The sequence below is a fragment of the Polynucleobacter sp. 31A-FELB genome (assembly GCF_018882405.1).
GTDB lineage: Bacteria > Pseudomonadota > Gammaproteobacteria > Burkholderiales > Burkholderiaceae > Polynucleobacter.
Map to the genome: position 1 here is coordinate 122,741 of NZ_JACVOO010000005.1, position 18,320 is coordinate 141,060.

General features: G+C 46.9%; 21 protein-coding genes. 10 read left to right on the forward strand and 11 right to left on the reverse strand.

Going from position 1 to position 18,320, the window contains the following annotated elements; genetic code table 11:
* From ICN30_RS04995 to bioB, 6 genes are all read right to left on the reverse strand, one after another.
* Positions 1-1,773, reverse strand: coding sequence for a penicillin-binding protein 2 (locus tag ICN30_RS04995; RefSeq protein ID WP_216273676.1), 1,773 nt, complete (start codon positions 1,771-1,773; stop codon positions 1-3).
* Positions 1,770-2,036, reverse strand: coding sequence for a cell division protein FtsL (gene ftsL / locus ICN30_RS05000; RefSeq protein ID WP_088527827.1), 267 nt, complete (start codon positions 2,034-2,036; stop codon positions 1,770-1,772). Before ftsL ends, ICN30_RS04995 begins: the two co-directional genes overlap by 4 nt.
* The gene (gene rsmH, locus ICN30_RS05005; RefSeq protein ID WP_216273677.1) at positions 2,033-2,983 is read right to left on the reverse strand and encodes a 16S rRNA (cytosine(1402)-N(4))-methyltransferase RsmH; all 951 of its coding nucleotides are present in this window, start codon (positions 2,981-2,983) and stop codon (positions 2,033-2,035) included. The genes ftsL and rsmH overlap by 4 nt, the downstream gene beginning before the upstream one ends.
* Positions 2,984-2,995: 12 nt before the next feature.
* Complete coding sequence (mraZ, locus tag ICN30_RS05010; RefSeq protein ID WP_041484992.1) at positions 2,996-3,424, reverse strand: division/cell wall cluster transcriptional repressor MraZ; 429 nt, start codon at positions 3,422-3,424, stop codon at positions 2,996-2,998.
* A gap of 274 nt (positions 3,425-3,698) precedes the next feature.
* Positions 3,699-4,328: a 2-polyprenyl-3-methyl-6-methoxy-1,4-benzoquinone monooxygenase gene (coq7, locus tag ICN30_RS05015; protein ID WP_216273679.1), complete on the reverse strand. Its 630-nt coding sequence runs from the start codon at positions 4,326-4,328 to the stop codon at positions 3,699-3,701.
* Between the two features lie 13 nt (positions 4,329-4,341).
* Positions 4,342-5,379: a biotin synthase BioB gene (gene bioB, locus ICN30_RS05020; protein ID WP_216273681.1), complete on the reverse strand. Its 1,038-nt coding sequence runs from the start codon at positions 5,377-5,379 to the stop codon at positions 4,342-4,344.
* Between the two features lie 89 nt (positions 5,380-5,468).
* Between bioB and bioA the strand changes: the two genes are divergently transcribed.
* From bioA to ICN30_RS05040, 4 genes are read left to right on the forward strand one after another with little or no spacing between them, the layout of a single operon-like run.
* Positions 5,469-6,815, forward strand: coding sequence for an adenosylmethionine--8-amino-7-oxononanoate transaminase (bioA, locus tag ICN30_RS05025; RefSeq protein WP_216273683.1), 1,347 nt, complete (start codon positions 5,469-5,471; stop codon positions 6,813-6,815).
* Positions 6,812-8,041 carry an 8-amino-7-oxononanoate synthase gene (locus ICN30_RS05030; RefSeq protein WP_216273685.1) on the forward strand — a complete coding sequence of 410 codons (1,230 nt, stop codon included), beginning with the start codon at positions 6,812-6,814 and terminating at the stop codon, positions 8,039-8,041. Before bioA ends, ICN30_RS05030 begins: the two co-directional genes overlap by 4 nt.
* A complete protein-coding gene (gene bioD / locus ICN30_RS05035; protein WP_216863394.1) occupies positions 8,038-8,760 on the forward strand; it encodes a dethiobiotin synthase in 723 nt (240 codons plus the stop codon). Before ICN30_RS05030 ends, bioD begins: the two co-directional genes overlap by 4 nt.
* A 19-nt stretch (positions 8,761-8,779) precedes the next feature.
* Positions 8,780-9,973, forward strand: a complete 1,194-nt coding sequence (locus tag ICN30_RS05040; RefSeq protein WP_216273686.1) for a M20 aminoacylase family protein — start codon at positions 8,780-8,782, stop codon at positions 9,971-9,973.
* 21 nt (positions 9,974-9,994) lie between these two features.
* On the opposite strand, the gene ICN30_RS05045 is transcribed toward ICN30_RS05040, so the two are convergent.
* From ICN30_RS05045 to apaG, 3 genes are all read right to left on the reverse strand, one after another.
* The gene (locus ICN30_RS05045) at positions 9,995-10,771 is read right to left on the reverse strand and encodes an enoyl-CoA hydratase (protein ID WP_216273687.1); all 777 of its coding nucleotides are present in this window, start codon (positions 10,769-10,771) and stop codon (positions 9,995-9,997) included.
* A gap of 25 nt (positions 10,772-10,796) precedes the next feature.
* Entirely contained in the window at positions 10,797-11,951 is a 1,155-nt protein-coding gene (locus tag ICN30_RS05050) for a murein transglycosylase A (RefSeq protein ID WP_216273688.1), read from the reverse strand.
* A gap of 127 nt (positions 11,952-12,078) precedes the next feature.
* Positions 12,079-12,453, reverse strand: a complete 375-nt coding sequence (gene apaG, locus ICN30_RS05055; RefSeq protein ID WP_215334225.1) for a Co2+/Mg2+ efflux protein ApaG — start codon at positions 12,451-12,453, stop codon at positions 12,079-12,081.
* Between the two features lie 49 nt (positions 12,454-12,502).
* On the opposite strand from apaG, the gene rpe reads away from it, so the two are divergent.
* From rpe to trpC, 5 genes are read left to right on the forward strand one after another with little or no spacing between them, the layout of a single operon-like run.
* Positions 12,503-13,228, forward strand: coding sequence for a ribulose-phosphate 3-epimerase (gene rpe / locus ICN30_RS05060; RefSeq protein WP_216273689.1), 726 nt, complete (start codon positions 12,503-12,505; stop codon positions 13,226-13,228).
* A complete protein-coding gene (trpE, locus tag ICN30_RS05065; protein WP_216273691.1) occupies positions 13,228-14,733 on the forward strand; it encodes an anthranilate synthase component I in 1,506 nt (501 codons plus the stop codon). The genes rpe and trpE overlap by 1 nt, the downstream gene beginning before the upstream one ends.
* Positions 14,717-15,283, forward strand: coding sequence for an aminodeoxychorismate/anthranilate synthase component II (locus ICN30_RS05070; RefSeq protein ID WP_216229487.1), 567 nt, complete (start codon positions 14,717-14,719; stop codon positions 15,281-15,283). The genes trpE and ICN30_RS05070 overlap by 17 nt, the downstream gene beginning before the upstream one ends.
* 24 nt (positions 15,284-15,307) lie before the next feature.
* Positions 15,308-16,330 (forward strand): anthranilate phosphoribosyltransferase, encoded by a 1,023-nt coding sequence (trpD, locus tag ICN30_RS05075; protein WP_216273693.1) that lies wholly within the window; start codon positions 15,308-15,310, stop codon positions 16,328-16,330.
* An 11-nt stretch (positions 16,331-16,341) separates the two neighbouring features.
* Positions 16,342-17,145, forward strand: coding sequence for an indole-3-glycerol phosphate synthase TrpC (trpC, locus tag ICN30_RS05080; RefSeq protein ID WP_216273695.1), 804 nt, complete (start codon positions 16,342-16,344; stop codon positions 17,143-17,145).
* Here trpC and ICN30_RS05085 read toward each other — a convergent pair.
* Entirely contained in the window at positions 17,142-17,696 is a 555-nt protein-coding gene (locus ICN30_RS05085) for a hypothetical protein (protein ID WP_216273697.1), read from the reverse strand. The two genes, trpC and ICN30_RS05085, sit on opposite strands and share 4 nt — an antisense overlap.
* Positions 17,697-17,808: 112 nt before the next feature.
* On the opposite strand from ICN30_RS05085, the gene ICN30_RS05090 reads away from it, so the two are divergent.
* On the forward strand, positions 17,809-18,159 hold the full coding sequence (locus ICN30_RS05090) for a hypothetical protein (protein WP_216273700.1): 351 nt from the start codon (positions 17,809-17,811) through the stop codon (positions 18,157-18,159).
* A 65-nt stretch (positions 18,160-18,224) separates the two neighbouring features.
* Here the strand turns inward: ICN30_RS05090 and ICN30_RS05095 are convergent.
* The coding region (locus ICN30_RS05095) for an IS3 family transposase (protein ID WP_216217816.1) at positions 18,225-18,320 on the reverse strand (96 nt) is incomplete at its 5' end.

Genomic DNA, 18,320 nt, shown 5'->3' on the forward strand with positions numbered 1-18,320 from the left:
TCATCTTTTTAAAACCGCTGTATTTGTTTTGACTGCGGCACTCTGTATTTGTGCGGGACTTTGATCCTGCATTGCTTTTTGCTTCAGAGGGCTATCTGGCAAGACATTCAAGGTGCGCAAAGTCTCACTCACGATAGTAGAAAACACTGGCGCTGCAACATCTCCACCGTAGTGGCTGCCGCCAGTCGGCTCATCAATCATGACGGCCACCACAATGCGTGGCGCACTAATGGGTGCCAAGCCTGCAAAGTAAGCGCGGTATTTATTGCCATACCCCTTACCTACTAATTTATGGGCTGTTCCTGTTTTTCCACCAACACGATAACCTTCAGCTTGCGCTTTAATGGCGGTGCCACCTGGCTCTGTTACTGACTCCATCATGCTGCGCATCTCAATGGCCGTCTTAGCAGAAATGACGTGTGTACCAGGCTTAAATTCCGGACTACGCTCAATCGTGAGCGGCACCAATTCACCATCACGCGCGAAGATCGTATAAGCGCGTGCCACCTGAAAGAGTGAACCTGAAATACCATAACCAAACGCAATCCGCGCTTGATCCGTTGGCATCCATTTTTTATAAGGATGCACAGTGCCAGCCACAGCACCAGGAAAACCAATCTTCGGCGCCTGACCTAAACCAACTGACGTATAGAAATTCCACATCTCTTCTGCGGATAGATTATTCATTGCAATTTTGGCCGTACCAATATTGCTCGATTTTTGAATAATTTGTGCAACAGTGAGATTGCCGTAAGGGTGTGTATCTGTAATCGGCTTTGGACCAACCAAATATTTGGCACCAATTGCCATATTGGTACTCGGAGTAATTACACCCTTCTCCAATGCAATAGCAACCGTTAATGGCTTCATCGTTGAGCCAGGTTCAAAGGTGTCAGTTAAAACGCGATTACGCAACTGCTCACCCGTCAGCTTCTTACGATCATTCGGGTTGTAACTTGGATAATTTGCTAATGCTAAGATCTCGCCAGTTTGGGTATCCAACACGACTGCGCCACCAGCGCTTGCATGATGCTGTTCGACTGCATTTTTAACGGCGTTGTAAGCCAGGAACTGAATCTTGCTATCAATAGAAAGTTGTAAGTCTTTACCGTTTTGCGGCAACTGCAAAATTGCAACATCTTCAACAACGCGACCGAGGCGATCCACAACCACGCGACGAGCACCTGGATGTCCGGCCAGCTCTTTTTCCCGAGAGAGTTCCATACCCTCTTGACCACGATCTTCCACATTAGTAAAGCCAACGACGTGCGCCATCGCTTCACCCTCAGGATAGAAGCGACGATATTCATTATTCAAGCCAATGCCCGGGATTTCTAATTGCTTAATCTGTTGCGCCACTTCTGGGTCTACTTGGCGCTTCAAGAAAATCTGTTTACGTTCTTCTCTTAATTTTTTACGTAATTCCGCTTCGCTAATCTGCAAAAGACTTGCCAATTTCTGCACTCTATCTGCAGCCAAATCATCAGGAACAGTGTCGTTATAGGCGATCACCGACTTTGCTTCCAAGCTGGTAGCAATCACTTGACCATTGCGATCCAATATTTTTCCACGGGAAGCAGGCAACTCCAACTCACGCTGAGTACCGCGCACACCTTTAGCTTCATAGAAAGCATTTCCCGGACCTTGAATCCAGAAGGCGCGAATTAAGAGCAACATGAAGACGAAGAACAACATGAACAGCATCAGGCGTGACCGCCACATTGGCAGACGCAATACTAAATTTGGCGTAGTTGAAAAACCTACCGGCCTCATCTAGCCTCCTTCAAGTACAAAGTACGCTCTGGAGAGATGGGAACCATGTGTAACTGATTACGAGCAACATCACGAATACGTGCAGACTTGGAAAGGTTGCGCTGCTCATACTCTAGACGCAACCAATCTTGATTGAGTTTGCGCTCTTCAATTTGTGCACGCTCTAAGGAGATAAATAATTTACGTGCACGCTGCTGTGCCGCAACCAAAGAGAGGGCGCAAACCAACAGCAAAACAAGTAAGGTCAGCGTAGCGCGATTCAAGCTAGCACTCCCGCACGTTTTTCAGCAACTCGCATGATGGCTGAACGAGCACGAGGATTCTCTCGAACCTCTTCATCACTTGGCTTAACGCGTCCAATAATCTCTAGAGCACTTTGAGGCAAATCACGATCGCGGACCGGCAAACCACGAGGTACTTCAACCTTTGCATGTGACTGCAAAAATTGCTTAACGATACGATCTTCTAGCGAATGAAAACTAATCACTGCTAAGCGCGCGCCTGGCTTTAATAAATTGAGCGCGGCCTTTAATCCAAGCTCTAAATCTTCTAACTCGCGATTAATAAAAATACGTAAGGCCTGAAAAGTTCTCGTAGCTGGATCTTGTCCAACTTCTCTTGTGCGAACGACGCTGGCAACCAAGCTTGCTAATTGCAAAGTTGTTTTTGGCGACAGCCCCTCTTCTCGCTTAGCTACGATAGCTTTTGCGATCTGAAATGCAAAACGTTCTTCACCATAAGTCTTAATCACGCGCGTGATGTCCTCTTGTGATGCTTGCTCTAACCATTCTGCCGCTGTCAAACCATGATCCGTGTTCATACGCATATCGAGTGGGCCATCCTTGCGAAAGGAAAAGCCGCGATGTGCCTCGTCCACCTGTGGAGAGCTGATGCCGAGATCTAACAAAATGCCATCGACTGATTCTGACTCTGCGTATTGATCCATCTGCGCAAAACTGTCGTGCACGATTCGTAAACGCGGATCGTTGATTTTTTCCGCTACTGCGATCGCATCTAAATCCTTGTCGAAGGAAATCATTCGCGCGCTCGAAGGCAGTTGTGAAAGCAGTGCTTGCGTATGACCGCCACGCCCAAAGGTTCCATCGATCAAGAGTAGATTTTTTGATGCCTCGGGAGAAGTAATGCGCGGGCCACTGATCAGCGCCGTCACCGCCTCGGCCAGTAATACTGGGCGATGAGTTATGTTCATGGCACCCTGTCATCAAAAATTAAATTGCTTCAGGGCTTCAGGCATACCTTGTGCAATGGCAGCCTGTTCTTTTGCGGCGTAAGTAGCGGCGTCCCACAACTCCAGATGACTACCCATACCGAGTAGCATCACTTCCTTTTCAATGCCAGCAGCTGATCGCAACTCTGGGCTCACCAAAATTCTTCCTGCGCTGTCCAAATCTACTTCTGCAGCATTACCTAGGAAGATTCGGCGCCACCAATGGGCATCCATGGGCAATTGCGCGACACGTGATCGAAATGTTTCCCACTCAGGGCGGGGGAACAACAAGAGGCATCCATCGGGGTGTTTTGTGAGCGTAATTCGGCCCTCACCTTGAACTAACAAGGCGTCACGATGCTTTGCCGGCACAGACATGCGGCCTTTTGCATCTAAATTGAGAGCTGACGCACCTTGAAACACCATTTACCCCACTTTTTCACACTTCCTCCCACTTTAGAGGATCGCAATAAGAGGGTCAAGTGTTTTTGGGTAATTTTTTAGGAAATTTCCTAGTGATTACAAACACTTAGCGTCATGTGTTGATAAAATGGTGACTATAAAAATGCTACTTGAAACAACGGCTTGGAAAATATACTTAAGAATAGGTCTTAGCTATTTAGCCCAATAATGGATAAATATACTGTATTAATAAACAGTATTCCAAATAAAAATCTGCAAAATAATTAATTTAGAACTAGATTTTGTAAGCAGTGCGCGTCATGACTTTTGACATCGCCTGCATTAGCTTCTGAATCGGGTCCGGCAAGACCGCACCACCAGCAGAAATTGCAGCTTGTCCATGTTCGATTTCATCGATGCGCATTTGATCAACAATGGCTCGAGAACGCTCATCTTCTGCAGGCAATTTTTTGAGGTGGCTCTCGAGGTGATTCTCTACTTGTTTTTCTGTTTCAGCAACAAATCCAAGACTCCACTTATCACCCGCTAAGCCAGCAGCCAAGCCGATTGCAAAGGATCCTGCATACCAAATTGGATTGAGATAGCTGGTATGTGAGCCTAGCTCTTGAAGGCGTGTTTCACACCAAGCTAAATGGTCCATTTCCTCTTGTCCAGAGTGATCCAACATCTGCCGAATTTCAGGATTACGGGCCACTAATTTTTGCGATTGATAGAGGGCTTGAGCACAAACCTCACCCACATGGTTGACACGCATTAATCCTGCAGCGTGCTCTCGCTCCTTGACACCAAGCAAAGCATTAGATTGGGTATCTGAACCTGGGGTTGGGCGATGAGCATGTGCACCCCCAACCACCGAGCGCAAGGCTGTATCAAACTCAATAATGAACCGATCAATTAGCGCCATAGGCTTGTAAGAACTAGACCAAAACCTCTGCTTTGCAGCTTTGTTTAGTCTTCAAACCCAATTCAGCTAAAAGCTCTCGGTCTTGTTCTGCCTCGGGATTACCGGTAGTGAGTAGTTGCTCACCATAGAAAATAGAATTCGCACCAGCCTGGAAGCACATGGCCTGCACTGCCCTTCCGAGCTCCTGACGACCAGCCGATAAACGCACTCGTGCACGCGGCATCGTAATGCGAGCTACAGCAATGGTTCTGACGAATTCCAACGGGTCTAAAGGCTTCTGATCTTCCAAGGGGGTGCCTGCAACAGGAACCAGGTGATTAATTGGAACTGACTCTGGATATGGGCTTAAATTGGCCAAACGGGCCAAGAAAGCTGCACGCTGTTCGCGGGACTCACCCATACCCACAATACCGCCGCAACACACTGACATGCCTGCTGAACGTACATTAGAAATCGTGTCTAAACGGTCTTGATATCCCCGAGTAGAGATGACTGAGCGATAGAAGTCCTCACTGGTATCCAAATTGTGGTTATAGAAGTCTAAGCCGGCCTCCTGAAGGGCTTGAGCCTGATTAGCCTCCAGCATCCCTAGGGTGGCGCAGGTTTCAAGGCCTAAGGCCTTCACGCCCTTAATCATGGCAGTGACTTTTTCAATATCGCGGTCTTTAGGCTCCCGCCAGGCGGCACCCATACAAAAACGGTTAGATCCAGCGGCCTTGGCAGCCTTAGCAGCCTCAAGCACCTCATCCAGATCCATCAACTTATTAGCCTTCACGTCAGTGTCGTAACGAGCGGCCTGAGGGCAATAGCCACAATCTTCAGGGCACCCGCCAGTCTTAATTGACAAAAGCGTAGCCAATTCCACATCGCCATCAGGGAAGTTGGCGCGATGAGTCTCCTGCGCTTTAAACATCAATTCACTAAATGGGAGGGCAAATAGAGCCTCAATCTGGGCGACTGACCAAGCACCCGATGCGTCGACCTCTTTATGCAAATCCTTTTGAGACTTGACTTGGGTGAGGGGTTTTTCAGTAGTTTGGGTGGCCTGCATGATGGAATTCCAGAAAATAGATCAATTCAAGCCATAAACATAACAGATACAGGCCTAAATTAGGAAAAACTAGTGGTCAAATACCAAACATGAAGCTTATTTCTGATCCAAATCAAACCTCACTGGTTGATCGCAGCCTAGATGCCGTTTGGCACCCCTGCACTCAGATGAAGCATCACGAGTCATTGCCTTTGATTGCCATTACTAAGGGTAAGGGTGCTTGGCTCTTTGACGACAAAGAAAATGCGCTACTCGATTGCATTAGTTCTTGGTGGACCAATCTGTTTGGCCACTCCAATCCACGCATCAACAAAGCCATTACTAATCAGCTTGAAAAAATTGAGCATGTGATGCTCGCCGGATTTACGCACCCACCCGTAGTAGAGCTTTCCGAGAAACTGTCCGCCTTAACTCAAGGTCATTTGGGTCACGTTTTTTTTGCGTCTGATGGCGCCTCTGCAGTAGAGATTGCTTTGAAGATGAGTCATCACTTTTGGCGTCTGAATAATCAACCGCAAAAGAAAAAATTCGTCTGCTTAGAAAATGGTTATCACGGTGAAACCTTAGGCGCATTAGCGGTGACTGACGTTGCAATATTTCGTGAAGCTTACGGCTCACTTTTACAAGATGTTTTTACTGTGCCTTCACCTGATGCACGTAAAGCAAAGTCCGGTGAAAGTGCTGATGATGTTGCTAGACAAGCCGCAAAAAAATTAGCGACTCTACTAGAAGCAGAGCATCATCATATTGCTGCCATCATTGTTGAACCACTCGTTCAATGCGCAGGACAAATGGCGATGTACTCACCAGAATATTTACGCTTAGTACGCTTACTCTGCGATCGCTATAACGTTCACCTCATCGCCGATGAGATCGCAGTGGGATGCGGTCGATCGGGCAAGTTTTTTGCTTGCGAACATGCGGGAATTTGGCCGGACTTCTTAACACTGTCTAAAGGCATCAGTGGCGGCTATCTTCCGCTGTCACTCTCCATGACAACTGACAAAATTTATCGCGCCTTTTATGGCGATCAAATGCAACAAGGCTTCTTACACTCGCATTCCTATACGGGCAATCCATTAGCATGCGCTGCAGCGCTTGCGTGTTTAGAAATTTTTGAAACTGAATCTGTTCTTGAAAAAAATCTTGAACGCAGCAAAGATCTTGCCAATGCATTTGCTTGGGCAAAAGTAGATCCTCGCATCGAACATTGGCGCCAGCAAGGCATGATCCTAGCGTTTGATATCAAACTCGCAGCACTAAAAAATTCAGCTAGGTTTTCACGAGACATGTTTTCAGCAAGCATGGTAGAAGGCATTCTTATTAGACCAATTGGCAATACGATTTATGTAATGCCGCCATACATCCTCTCTTCAGAGGAAGCGATGCAAATGGGTGCATCCGTTCAACGCGCACTCAATCAGGTGTTGGCATGAGTGCAAACTTTAAAGCGCGCGATATGGCTGAGCACCAGATTGCGGACCTAGATGAGCAGCTACTTAAACGCAAACTACGTACCACCGAATCTCCCTGTGACACCAAGACCCGTGTTGGCAAACGAGAACTTAAAGCGTTTTGTAGCAATGACTACCTAGGTTTAGCTAACCACCCTAAGTTAGTTGCTGCGCTTGCGGAAGGTGCAAACCTGTATGGGGTTGGGAGCGGCGCATCACACTTAATTAGCGGTCACAGCATTGCACATGACTTGCTTGAAAAAAAATTGGCCGCCTGCGAGGAAAAGCACATTCCCAATGCAAGAGCACTGTTCTTTAGCACTGGCTATCTCGCAAACATCAACGCCATTACTGGAATTTCCAGACTGGCCGAACAAGGGCAAGCGAGTATTTATTCAGCCAAACTCAATCACGCCTCTTTGATTGATGGTGTTCGCTTAGCTAGCGCACAAACTAAAGCGAAGGTGACTTTGTTTGATCACCAAAACCTCAGCTCTCTAGAGGAATCTCTAAGTCAAGATACCCACCCTCTCAAGTTGATTGTGGTCGATGGCGTATTCAGCATGGATGGGGATATCGCGCCCGTAGAAAAACTCCTGCACATTGCTGAACAATACGATGCCTTGTTGATGGTGGATGACGCTCATGGATTTGGCGTGCTCGGCGAACAAGGCCACGGTATTTTGGAGCAAGCAGGAGTGCATTCAGAGCGAATCATTTATGTCGGCACACTTGGTAAAGCGGCTGGCGTTAGTGGCGCATTTATTTGCGCTGCCTCACCTTTTATTGAGTGGCTTATCCAAAAGGGACGCCCCTACATTTACAGCACGGCTACACCACCGGCGATTGCCCACACCTTACTCAGTAGCCTTGCATTGATCGAGGGCGATGAAGGCATTGCTCGTCGTAAAAAACTAAATGAACTGATTCAGATCTGGAACGAAGAGATGACTTTCTCAAACTGGGAAAAAACCCCTTCATCCACCCCAATTCAGCCCGTCATTTTAGGAAGCAATGCCAATGCATTGGCTGTAGCTAAACTCTTGGATGAAGCGGGTTTTTGGATTCCAGCAATCCGTCCGCCCACCGTTCCTGTTGGCACTTCTCGCCTGCGTATTACTTTTTCTGCAAACCATAGTGTTAATGACTTACGTGAGTTGATTCAGGCATTGAAGATCATTGAGCAAACTGTAGAAAGTAAGTTATGACAATTAATACCCCTGCTGGTTTCTTTGTCACCGGCACCGATACGGAAGTTGGCAAAACCTTGCTTAGCGGTGCACTTATTCTCAAACTAAGAGAGGCGGGCATCGGCGCAATTGGTTTTAAACCTGTAGTGGCCGGCACCTACATTGACTCCCGTGGTCAGAAACTGAATGAAGACCTAGAAACATTAAGAATCGCATCAGGATTGGATTCTCAGGAGCAAAGCCTCTGTCCCTATGTTTTAGATGAGGCAGCTGCCCCACACCTTGTTGCCAAGAAAAATAATATTTATCTAGACTCCTCCATCATCTTGAGTGATTTACATTCCCTGAGTCAACAATTTGAGGTGGTCGTTGTTGAAGGCGCGGGCGGATTTTTGGTTCCTCTAAATGAGCAGGAAGATTTAGGTGATCTAGCTCAGGCAATGGATTTACCAGTCATCCTTGTAGTCGGTATGCGTTTAGGCTGCATTAATCACGCCTTACTCACTTGTGAAGCAATTGTGTCGCGCCAGTTGACGATTGCCGGCTGGGTAGCGAACACGCTTTCTGAGGAAATGCCTAATTTAGAAGAAAATATTCAAACCCTAAAAGACCGAATTTTTGCGCCATTTTTAGGTGTCATTCCTACTCTTCCTAAGCAGCTTCAAAAGCCCGAGAATGCCCCCTACTCCATAGAGGCCTTACGATTTGCTGCGGAGCACATAAAACTGCCTGAGTAAATTCAGATAAGATGAAGCTATGCGATTACTTCCAGAAATCATCGACTCCGCATCAGCCATTCAAGAGATTCGACGCAATATTCATGCACATCCAGAATTGCGCTTTGAAGAAAATCGTACTTCCGACCTGGTAGCAGAAGCGCTTTCAAGCTGGGGAATTTCGGTATTCCGCGGCCTTGGAAAAACAGGGGTTGTTGGCAAGCTTGATGGCGACTTAGGCCAAGGTAAGATGATTGGCTTGCGTGCCGATATGGATGCGCTACCTCTACAAGAACACAATACCTTTGAACACACTTCAAAGAATCCCGGCAAGATGCATGCCTGTGGCCATGATGGTCACACTGCAATGCTCTTAGGTGCCGCCCAATATTTATCTAATCATCGCGACTTCAAAGGCTCAGTCATTTTTATTTTTCAGCCAGCTGAAGAAGGTGGTGCTGGCGCGCAAGAAATGATTAACGATGGGTTATTTAAGCAATTTCCTTGCGATGCTGTCTTTGGTTTGCACAACTGGCCAGGACTTGCCGAAGGCCATTTTGGTGTGACCTCTGGTCCGATGATGGCTTCAAGCAATACGTTTGAAATCACTATCCGCGGCAAAGGTGGACATGCTGCTTTGCCACACAACAGTGCTGACCCCGTTCTAACAGGAGCTCAAGTTGTCCAAGCACTACAAAGCATCATTACCCGAAACAAGCGTCCAGTAGATGCAGCGGTGTTATCAGTTACGCAGTTTCATGCAGGCGAGACGAGTAATGTCATTCCGGATAGTGCATTTATCGGTGGAACCGTTCGCACATTCACGATAGAAGTATTGGATTTAATAGAGCAACGTTTGAGAGAAATCTCTCACAACGTCTCCAGTGCATTTGACTGTCAAGCAGAAGTGAGTTTTTCTCGCAACTATCCCCCACTCATTAATCATGACAAAGAAGTAGACTTCGCAAGCGATGTCATGAGTGAATTGGTTGGGATACAAAACGTCAATACCTCAATTGATCCCACGATGGGCGCAGAAGACTTTGCATTCATGCTGTTGGAGAAGCCTGGTTGCTATGTGTTCCTAGGCAACGGTGATGGCGATCACCGCGCAGTAGGTCATGGCATGGGTCCATGCCATCTACATAATCCTTCTTATGACTTCAATGACGCATTGATCCCTGTTGGCGTGAGCTACTGGGTCAAGCTAGCTCAACGCTACCTAGAAAAATAATCTACTTCGAGAGCTAATTTTTTAGGAGTTCGTAAATTGAGCTGGACGCTTTTCCATAAAAGCTGCCATACCTTCTTTTTGATCATTGGTCGCAAAACAAGAGTGGAATAAACGACGCTCAAAATGAATGCCTTCTGAAAGCGTAGTTTCATAAGCAGTATTAATTGCTTCTTTCACCATCATTGCAGTCAGCAATGGCATGTCTGCAATCGTCTTAGCAATCGCTTTAACTTCTTTTAGCAAATCCGCTTGAGGAAAAATGCGAGCAACAAGGCCTGAGCGCTCCGCTTCAGCAGCATCCATCATGCGACCTGTTAAAGCCAAGTCCATTGCCTTTGCTTTGGAAACAGCGCGCGGTAAACGCTGCGTACCACCAGCGCCAGGAATGATTCCTAACTTAACTTCTGGCTGTGCAAACTTAGCACTGTCAGCTGCCATGATGGTGTCGCACATCATCGCCAATTCACATCCGCCACCAAGAGCGTAGCCAGAAACTGCTGCGATCACTGGCTTGCGTACTTTTTTCATCTCCTCCCAATTACGAGAGATAAAGTCGCCGCGATAAACATCAGCGAATCCATACTTCGCCATCGCTGCAATATCTGCACCAGCAGCAAATGCTTTTTCACTACCGGTAACAATGATGCAACCAATATTGTCGTCAGCATCAAAGCTCAACAGCGCAGCACCCAGCTCATCCATTAACTCGTCATTTAGGGCATTTAATACTTGCGGGCGATTGAGAGTAATGACGGCAACTTTGCCATCCACTTCAGTCAATATGGTGTTGTAAGTCATCGATTTCTTTCAAAAATAGATTGGTTCAGCGCGGCAACAATAACCACATCTTGCCATCTTGTTTCATGCGTCCAGCTAATTCACCTGCAGAATCCCCTGATCCCCAATAGTAATCCGCTCGCACCCCACCCACAATGGCCTTGCCCGTATCCTGGGCCATCACCAACTTCTGTAATGCCTGACTACTTAAGGGCCTAGTTGTACTCAAAAATACTGGGGCGCCTAAGGGCATGGCCTTCAAATCAATAGCAATGCTTCGCTCGGCAGTTAAAGGCACTCCCAAGGCGCCATTAGGGCCAAGATCTGCGCTGACATTCCCAGGAAGCTCTTTGAAGAACACGAAGCGTGGATTGGCGTTGAACATCTCCTCTACACGTCCAGGATTGCGCTTAGCCCAAGCAGATATGCCTTGCATCGTTGCCTCGCTCCGTGTGATTTCCTTACGGTCTAGCAACCACTGCGCAAATGACTTAAATGGCTGATCATTGGTGCCGGCATAGCCGAGCCGTAATACGCGCCCATCTTCCAAACGAATTTTTCCAGAGCCCTGAATTTGCATAAACGCAGCGGCGACAGGATCTTGCACCCAAGCAATTTCAGAGCCACGCAGTACCCCAGAACTCATCAACTCTGCGCGTGGGGGTGCAGGATTTGGCTTTGAGGTCTTCCACGCAGCTGGCAAGCCATATAAAGGTACAGAGTAAGTGGCCGTGCGGGTCTGGGAGCCATTCATGACCGGCTCGTAATACCCAGTGATAAGACCGGATTCATTGCCAGTAGCGCTGTTACGCACCTCATATGCCTGAAAATTTCCCTCAAAATATTGGCGAATTGCACGTCCGTCACGGCCTGAAACGCTACTGGCCTGAGCACATGCCTGGCGCCAATTAATTTCACTATTACGTTTGCGTAGGGCATCACAACTTTTGAGCCAAGCTGGCCAAGCCTGCGTTAAATCATCCTCTTGCCAGCCAGGCAAGTCTTGCCATGAAACTGATCTAAAGCTGGCAATCGAGGAGGTATAGGAAGATGGGGCGCTACCGCCAGATCGGTAGCCAGATCCACGAGTAGAGGGGGTAGAGCAAGCGGCTAATAAGCTGGCAATGCTGATTACGAATACACTGCAGACAAGGATTCGCGAAGGATTCTCGCGACTTATTAATTTGGATATAGAAATCATGATTGCCAATTTACTCGATGAATACCCAATGATCCTGTTTGCTGTTGAGGGAGGCATCGCTTTAGCCCTCCTGCTCTTTATTGTCCTTTGGACTGGTAAGGGTAAAAAATAGGGTTTGCTTCAGGACTCAATGCAAGGTTCTTGGCATTACCAAGGCAAATTCAGGAATTGGGGCTTGGAAAAACTGAGCCTCTTCAGTTACGCAGAAGTACTCACCACGCATGGTTCCTGCTGGCGTCGGCAAAGTAGCCCAGCTGGTGTACTCGAACTGCTCACCCGCCCGTAGAAGCGGTTGTTGCCCTACAACCCCCAAGCCACGGACTTCCTGGACATCATTGTCCCCGTCAGTGATGAACCAATGACGAGCAATAAGCTGAATGCTGGCCGTACCCGTATTTCGGATGGTGACGGTATAAGCAAACGCAAATTGGCGGTTATCGGGGTCAGACTGGTCGGACAAATACTGGGTTTTGACCGTAATGCTGATTTCATGAGGATTCATGCTCGAATTCTGCTCCATCCTAAGCCCAACTGCAAGCTAGAATCTAGGGATGGATAGCCAGAAATCACCCTCAAATAGCCAGTTTGTCATCGCCCCCTCCATTTTGTCGGCTGACTTTGCCTGCCTAGGCAAAGAAGTTCAAGATGTTCTCTTGGCGGGTGCCGACTGGATTCACTTTGATGTGATGGACAACCATTACGTTCCGAACCTCACTATTGGACCTTTAGTTTGCGAGGCGATTCGCCCACACGCAACAAAAGATGGCAAGCCAGCGATGATTGATGTTCATTTAATGGTTGAGCCGGTAGACCGCCTCGTTCCAGACTTTGCAAAAGCGGGTGCAAACCTGATTAGCTTTCATCCAGAGGCAAGTCCTCATGTGAACCGCACAATTAATTTGATTCGCGATCAAGGTTGTCAAGCTGGCTTAGTTTTAAATCCTGCCACTCCACTTGATCACCTCGATCACACGCTTGAATTACTTGATCTGGTTTTATTGATGTCAGTGAACCCAGGCTTTGGTGGTCAGTCGTTTATTCCAAGCACTCTCAATAAGATTGCGCAGGTACGCGCACGCTTAGATCGCCACCAACAAGAAACAGGTCGCCATATTCGACTTGAAGTTGATGGTGGTATTAAAGTCGACAATATTGCAGAAGTAGCTAAAGCTGGTGCAGATACATTTGTTGCAGGCTCTGCAATCTTTGGCAAAGAAAATTATGCCGATGTGATTAAAGCGATGCGCGCAGAACTAGCGACGTCAGGAAAGTCATAATGCAGCGCCAAGAATTTCTTGCCCTAGCAAAACAGGGTTTCAATCGCATTCCGTTAGTAAAAGAAGTGCTAGCTGACTTAGAGACGCCTCTATCGCTGTACGTCAAGCTCACTCAAGCTTTTGGACAAAAAAATACTTATTTGCTGGAGTCTGTTCTAGGTGGTGAGCGCTTTGGTCGCTTCTCTTTTATCGGTCTGCCCGCTAAAACTGTTTTAAGAACCGTTGGCACTCCAGATGCGCCACTGACTGAAGTCCTCTTTAATGACAAAGTGATTGAAACTAATCATGACAACCCATTGGATTTTGTAGACGCCTATTTCAAACGATTCAAAGTAGCTGTGCAACCTGGCCTCCCGCGCTTCTGTGGTGGGCTTGCTGGCTACTTTGGTTATGACACGGTTCGCTACATCGAATCCCGTTTGGCTAAGCATAATCTGCCAGATGAGTTAGGTGTGCCTGATATTCAATTGATGCTCACCGAAGAGTTGGCAGTGGTTGATAACGTTGCAGGTCGTATTTACTTAATCGTCTATGCAGACCCTAGTGTTGCCGATAGTTTTGAAAAGGGTCAAGCTCGATTAAAAGAATTACTTGCTTGCCTAAGCAAACCGGTGAGCATGCCAGCGTCATTACCAAGCACCAAAACAGAATTGGTACGCAAGTTCAAAGCGGCTGATTTTGAAAATGCCGTTCTTAAAACTAAAGAATATATTTTGGCTGGCGATTGTATGCAGGTAGTAATCGGTCAACGCATCAGCAAACCATTCACAGAATCACCGCTCGCTCTGTATCGTGCGTTGCGATCTTTGAATCCATCCCCCTACATGTACTTCTATGACTTTGGTGACTTGCAAGTAGTAGGGTCATCACCAGAGATTTTGGTACGCCAAGAACAACGTGAGAGCCAAAAGATTGTGACGATTCGCCCACTAGCTGGCACACGCCCTCGTGGCGCTACACCTGAAGAAGATGAGCGTCTTGCCACCGAATTGCTTGCCGATCCAAAAGAAATTGCTGAGCACGTCATGTTGATTGACCTAGCGCGCAACGATGTGGGTCGTATTGCAAAGACGGGCACCGTCAAGGTGACCGATTCGATGTCGATCGAAAAGTATTCTCATGTACAACATATTGTTAGTTCGGTCGAAGGTGAATTGCTAGACAATATGAGCAATATGGATGTTCTGCGCGCAACCTTCCCAGCTGGCACATTATCCGGTGCGCCAAAAATTCGGGCGATGGAAATTATTGATGAGATGGAAATTGTGAAACGTGGTGTCTATGGTGGCGCAGTAGGCTACCTCTCCTTCTCTGGAGATATGGATGTGGCAATTGCGATTCGCACTGGCGTGATTCGTGATGGCGTACTGCATTCTCAGGCTGGCGCTGGTGTAGTTGCAGATTCCGACCCTACTGCCGAGTGGAAAGAAACCGAAGCCAAAGCCCGAGCAGTATTAATGGCGGCTGATTTAGTACAAGGAGGACTCGATGCTCCTCATGATTGATAACTACGATTCATTTACCTATAACCTCGTTCAGTATTTTGCGGAGCTTGGTGAAGAGGTCAAAGTTTTCCGAAATGATGAAATTTCCGTTGATGAGATTGCCAAAATCAATCCTGCGCGCATTTGTATTTCACCTGGACCATGTAGTCCAGCTGAAGCGGGGATTTCTGTAGCCACGATTCAGCGCTATGCCGGACAGATTCCTATCCTCGGCGTCTGTCTTGGACACCAAGCGATTGGTGAAGCATTTGGCGGCAAGATTATTCGCGCCCAGAAAGTCATGCACGGCAAGACGGATGATATTCACCATACTGGTGTTGGCGTTTTCAAAGATTTACCAAACCCATTTAAAGTAACTCGCTATCACTCCCTCGCGATTGAGAAGAGTTCATTACCCGCAGTTCTTGAAGTCACGGCCACTTCTTCCGATGGTGAAATCATGGGCGTGCGCCATAAAGAACTGGCAGTAGAGGGTGTGCAATTCCATCCAGAATCGATTCTTTCTGAACATGGCCATGCACTCTTGAAGAATTTCTTGCAAGCCAAATAACTCAAAAGCATTAACTCGATCCCCATGCCTATTACGCCTCAGCAAGCACTACAACGTTGTATTGAACATCGTGAACTTTTTCATGATGAGATGACAGCAATGATGCGTCTCATCATGAGTGGTGAGATGCCGCCAACTTTAGTAGCTGGCCTACTAGTCGCCCTACGCACTAAAAAAGAGACTGTTGGCGAGATCGCGGCAGCTGCTCAAGTGATGCGTGAGTTTGCGACACCAGTACACGTCGAAGATAGAAAAAATTTAGTGGATGTAGTGGGCACTGGTGGCGATGGCGCCCATACTTTCAATATTTCTACTGCTGCGATGTTTGTCGCGGCAGCGGCCGGTGCAAAAATTGCCAAGCATGGCAATCGCAGCGTCAGCAGCAAATCTGGAAGCGCAGATATTCTGGAGTCGCTAGGCGTAAAACTGTCACTCTCACCAGAGCAAGTCGCCAAATGTATTTCAGAAGTTGGGGCTGGCTTTATGTTTGCCCCAAACCATCATCCTGCAATGAAGAATGTTGTGCCAATTCGCAAAGATTTGGGTGTACGTACGATTTTTAATATCTTAGGTCCTCTTACTAACCCAGCAGATGCCAAGCGCATCTTGATGGGCGTATTTCATGCTGACTTGGTAGGCATTCAGGCGCGCGTACTGCAGGCCATGGGCATGGATCATGCATTGGTAGTTTATGGTCGCGATGGTCTAGATGAAATCTCTCTTGAAGGCCCTACCCTCGTAGGCGAACTGAAAGATGGCCAGGTCCGCGAATACGAAATTCATCCAAAAGACTTTGGCCTAAATACCGCGCCTACCAATAGCTTTAAGGTGGCTGATGCTGAAGAATCCAAAGCCATTGTTTTAGATGTACTCAATAAAAAATCTGGCCCAGCGAGTGACATTGTTTGCCTCAATGCCGGAGCAGTTTTATATGTAGCCGATGTAGCACCAAGCATTGCTAGCGGCATTCAGATGGCTCAAGCAGCCATTGCTTCTGGTGCTGCCCGTCAAAAGCTGGACCAATTTGTAGCAGCAACCCAAAACTAATTAAGATCTTCATGAGCGATATCCTCGATAAAATTGTTGCCACCAAAAAAATTGAGGTTGCCGCTGATTTAAAAAAAATCTCTTTAGCGAATCAACGCGATCAGGCTGAAGAAAACAATCGCGATCCGCTCTTGAAGCCTCGGGGTTTTATTCAATCTATCGAAAATAAGATTGCGGCAGGTAAAGCTGGTGTGATTACCGAGATTAAAAAAGCGAGCCCCAGCAAAGGAATCTTGCGAGAAAATTTTCAGCCGGCCGAGATTGCTCAGTCTTATGAAAAAAATGGCGCAGCCTGCTTATCTGTTCTCACGGATAAAGATTATTTCCAGGGAGCGAATGCTTACCTTCAAGCTGCAAGAGCTGCGTGCAGCATTCCAGTTTTACGCAAAGACTTTACGATCGATCCTTATCAAGTCTATGAAGCTAGAGCGATTGGTGCCGATGCTATTTTGCTCATTGTGGCTTGTTTAGAGCTCAATCAAATGAAAGAGTTAGAAGCCTGTGCGCATGAGCTGGGATTAGATGTTCTGGTTGAGGTGCATAACGCTCCTGAGCTAGAGCAGGCGCTTGAATTGAAAACCCCACTACTCGGAATTAATAATCGCAATCTGAAAACTTTTGAAGTGACTCTTCAAACCACGCTCTCACTGCTATCAATGGTGCCAGCTGGAAAAACCTTAGTTACTGAATCGGGCATCATGAGTCGAGCCGATGTGCAGTTGATGCGTGATCACCAAATTAATGCATTCTTGGTGGGCGAGGCATTTATGCGCGCGAGTGATCCTGGCGCAGCCTTAAGCGAACTGTTTAACTAGGCAAGCTTAGAGGGCTTGAGTAAATCGAGCCCGACTTTAATTAGTCCAACAAGTACGATTGTGCCAAGTACATCACCAATTAGCATCACTAAGAAGTGATTAAAGCTTCCGGTCTCATCCAGACCCCGGATCGCAAACCAACATTGATGTAAGCCAGCACTTAGAGCTGCGTAGATCAGAGTGCAGATTGCTAGTTTAGGCAAACTCAAGTTACTCAGAGTGGGCGAGATCTTGAGATTACTCAATACAAAAATTGTTGCTAAGTACGGAGCAAAGCCTGATATGAACCCAACACCAACACAAGCTGTGATCTCATGGGGGAATGGCCCTAAATAACTAATAAAAAAGGATGCGAACGCAATCCCTAAGGCACCTGGTAAACCAAATATGAGGGTAAGAAATAAACGAAGCCCAGCAGGTAGATAGATCCAGTTCACCCCTAGACCAAATGTCAGGTGACTTGTAAGCCAATCGTTGAGGTAAAACAGGGTCGTATAAAAGAAAATGCTAACCAGAAAGCCTGTCGTCGATTCCGAGAATATTCTTTTCATGACTGCCAGCATGGTTATTTTTGTAATATTCCCTCATACTAACAGCCCATGAATTAGGGAATATACTGAGATTAACCCTGAGGCTAATAGCTTCTAACAACAAGATAAAGCCATGTCCACAATTAAGTCTTCTTGCTACATTCGATTTTTGAACCTGATTGATGTTCTAGACCGCATCAATCCTGGCAAAAAGCTCGACTCCATTGAGGAAAGCCTTCTAGATAAAATCATTTTGAGTTTTCATGCCAAACAGTCCATTTTGGTAGGCGATCTGATTTCGCTTTCTGAGCTTGGCTCCCAGGCAACCCTTCATGGGCGACTCAAGAATCTCAGCGCCATGGGCTATATCAAGATGGCAGCGAATGAAGATGGGCGCAAAAAAGAAGTGGTTCCCAGCAAAATTGCTATCAAGCGCTATGAAGAAATTTCCAAGTGCTTAGAAAAGGCTGTCAAAGCAAGCTGATTTAATCTCAATCCAATAAAAAAGCCCTTAGTAGTGAACTGACCCACAAAAGTTGGACAGTTTGATTAGGTTACCAGAAGGGATTGAGTTCGGTATTGCACCGGGCTCAATCCCTTTAGTTTTTGCTTGATCCGATCATGGTTGTAGTAGTGGATATATTC

What these genes read in the sequence shown, in the direction of transcription:
- ICN30_RS04995 (WP_216273676.1), bottom strand. Translation starts at nt 1,773, where the DNA reads ATGAGGCCGGTAGGTTTTTCAACTACGCCAAATTTAGTATTGCGTCTG.
- rsmH (WP_216273677.1), bottom strand. Translation starts at nt 2,983, where the DNA reads ATGAACATAACTCATCGCCCAGTATTACTGGCCGAGGCGGTGACGGCG.
- coq7 (WP_216273679.1), bottom strand. Translation starts at nt 4,328, where the DNA reads ATGGCGCTAATTGATCGGTTCATTATTGAGTTTGATACAGCCTTGCGC.
- bioB (WP_216273681.1), bottom strand. Translation starts at nt 5,379, where the DNA reads ATGCAGGCCACCCAAACTACTGAAAAACCCCTCACCCAAGTCAAGTCT.
- bioA (WP_216273683.1), top strand. Translation starts at nt 5,469, where the DNA reads ATGAAGCTTATTTCTGATCCAAATCAAACCTCACTGGTTGATCGCAGC.
- ICN30_RS05030 (WP_216273685.1), top strand. Translation starts at nt 6,812, where the DNA reads ATGAGTGCAAACTTTAAAGCGCGCGATATGGCTGAGCACCAGATTGCG.
- bioD (WP_216863394.1), top strand. Translation starts at nt 8,038, where the DNA reads ATGACAATTAATACCCCTGCTGGTTTCTTTGTCACCGGCACCGATACG.
- ICN30_RS05040 (WP_216273686.1), top strand. Translation starts at nt 8,780, where the DNA reads ATGCGATTACTTCCAGAAATCATCGACTCCGCATCAGCCATTCAAGAG.
- ICN30_RS05045 (WP_216273687.1), bottom strand. Translation starts at nt 10,771, where the DNA reads ATGACTTACAACACCATATTGACTGAAGTGGATGGCAAAGTTGCCGTC.
- ICN30_RS05050 (WP_216273688.1), bottom strand. Translation starts at nt 11,951, where the DNA reads ATGATTTCTATATCCAAATTAATAAGTCGCGAGAATCCTTCGCGAATC.
- apaG (WP_215334225.1), bottom strand. Translation starts at nt 12,453, where the DNA reads ATGAATCCTCATGAAATCAGCATTACGGTCAAAACCCAGTATTTGTCC.
- rpe (WP_216273689.1), top strand. Translation starts at nt 12,503, where the DNA reads ATGGATAGCCAGAAATCACCCTCAAATAGCCAGTTTGTCATCGCCCCC.
- trpE (WP_216273691.1), top strand. Translation starts at nt 13,228, where the DNA reads ATGCAGCGCCAAGAATTTCTTGCCCTAGCAAAACAGGGTTTCAATCGC.
- ICN30_RS05070 (WP_216229487.1), top strand. Translation starts at nt 14,717, where the DNA reads ATGCTCCTCATGATTGATAACTACGATTCATTTACCTATAACCTCGTT.
- trpD (WP_216273693.1), top strand. Translation starts at nt 15,308, where the DNA reads ATGCCTATTACGCCTCAGCAAGCACTACAACGTTGTATTGAACATCGT.
- trpC (WP_216273695.1), top strand. Translation starts at nt 16,342, where the DNA reads ATGAGCGATATCCTCGATAAAATTGTTGCCACCAAAAAAATTGAGGTT.
- ICN30_RS05085 (WP_216273697.1), bottom strand. Translation starts at nt 17,696, where the DNA reads ATGAAAAGAATATTCTCGGAATCGACGACAGGCTTTCTGGTTAGCATT.
- ICN30_RS05090 (WP_216273700.1), top strand. Translation starts at nt 17,809, where the DNA reads ATGTCCACAATTAAGTCTTCTTGCTACATTCGATTTTTGAACCTGATT.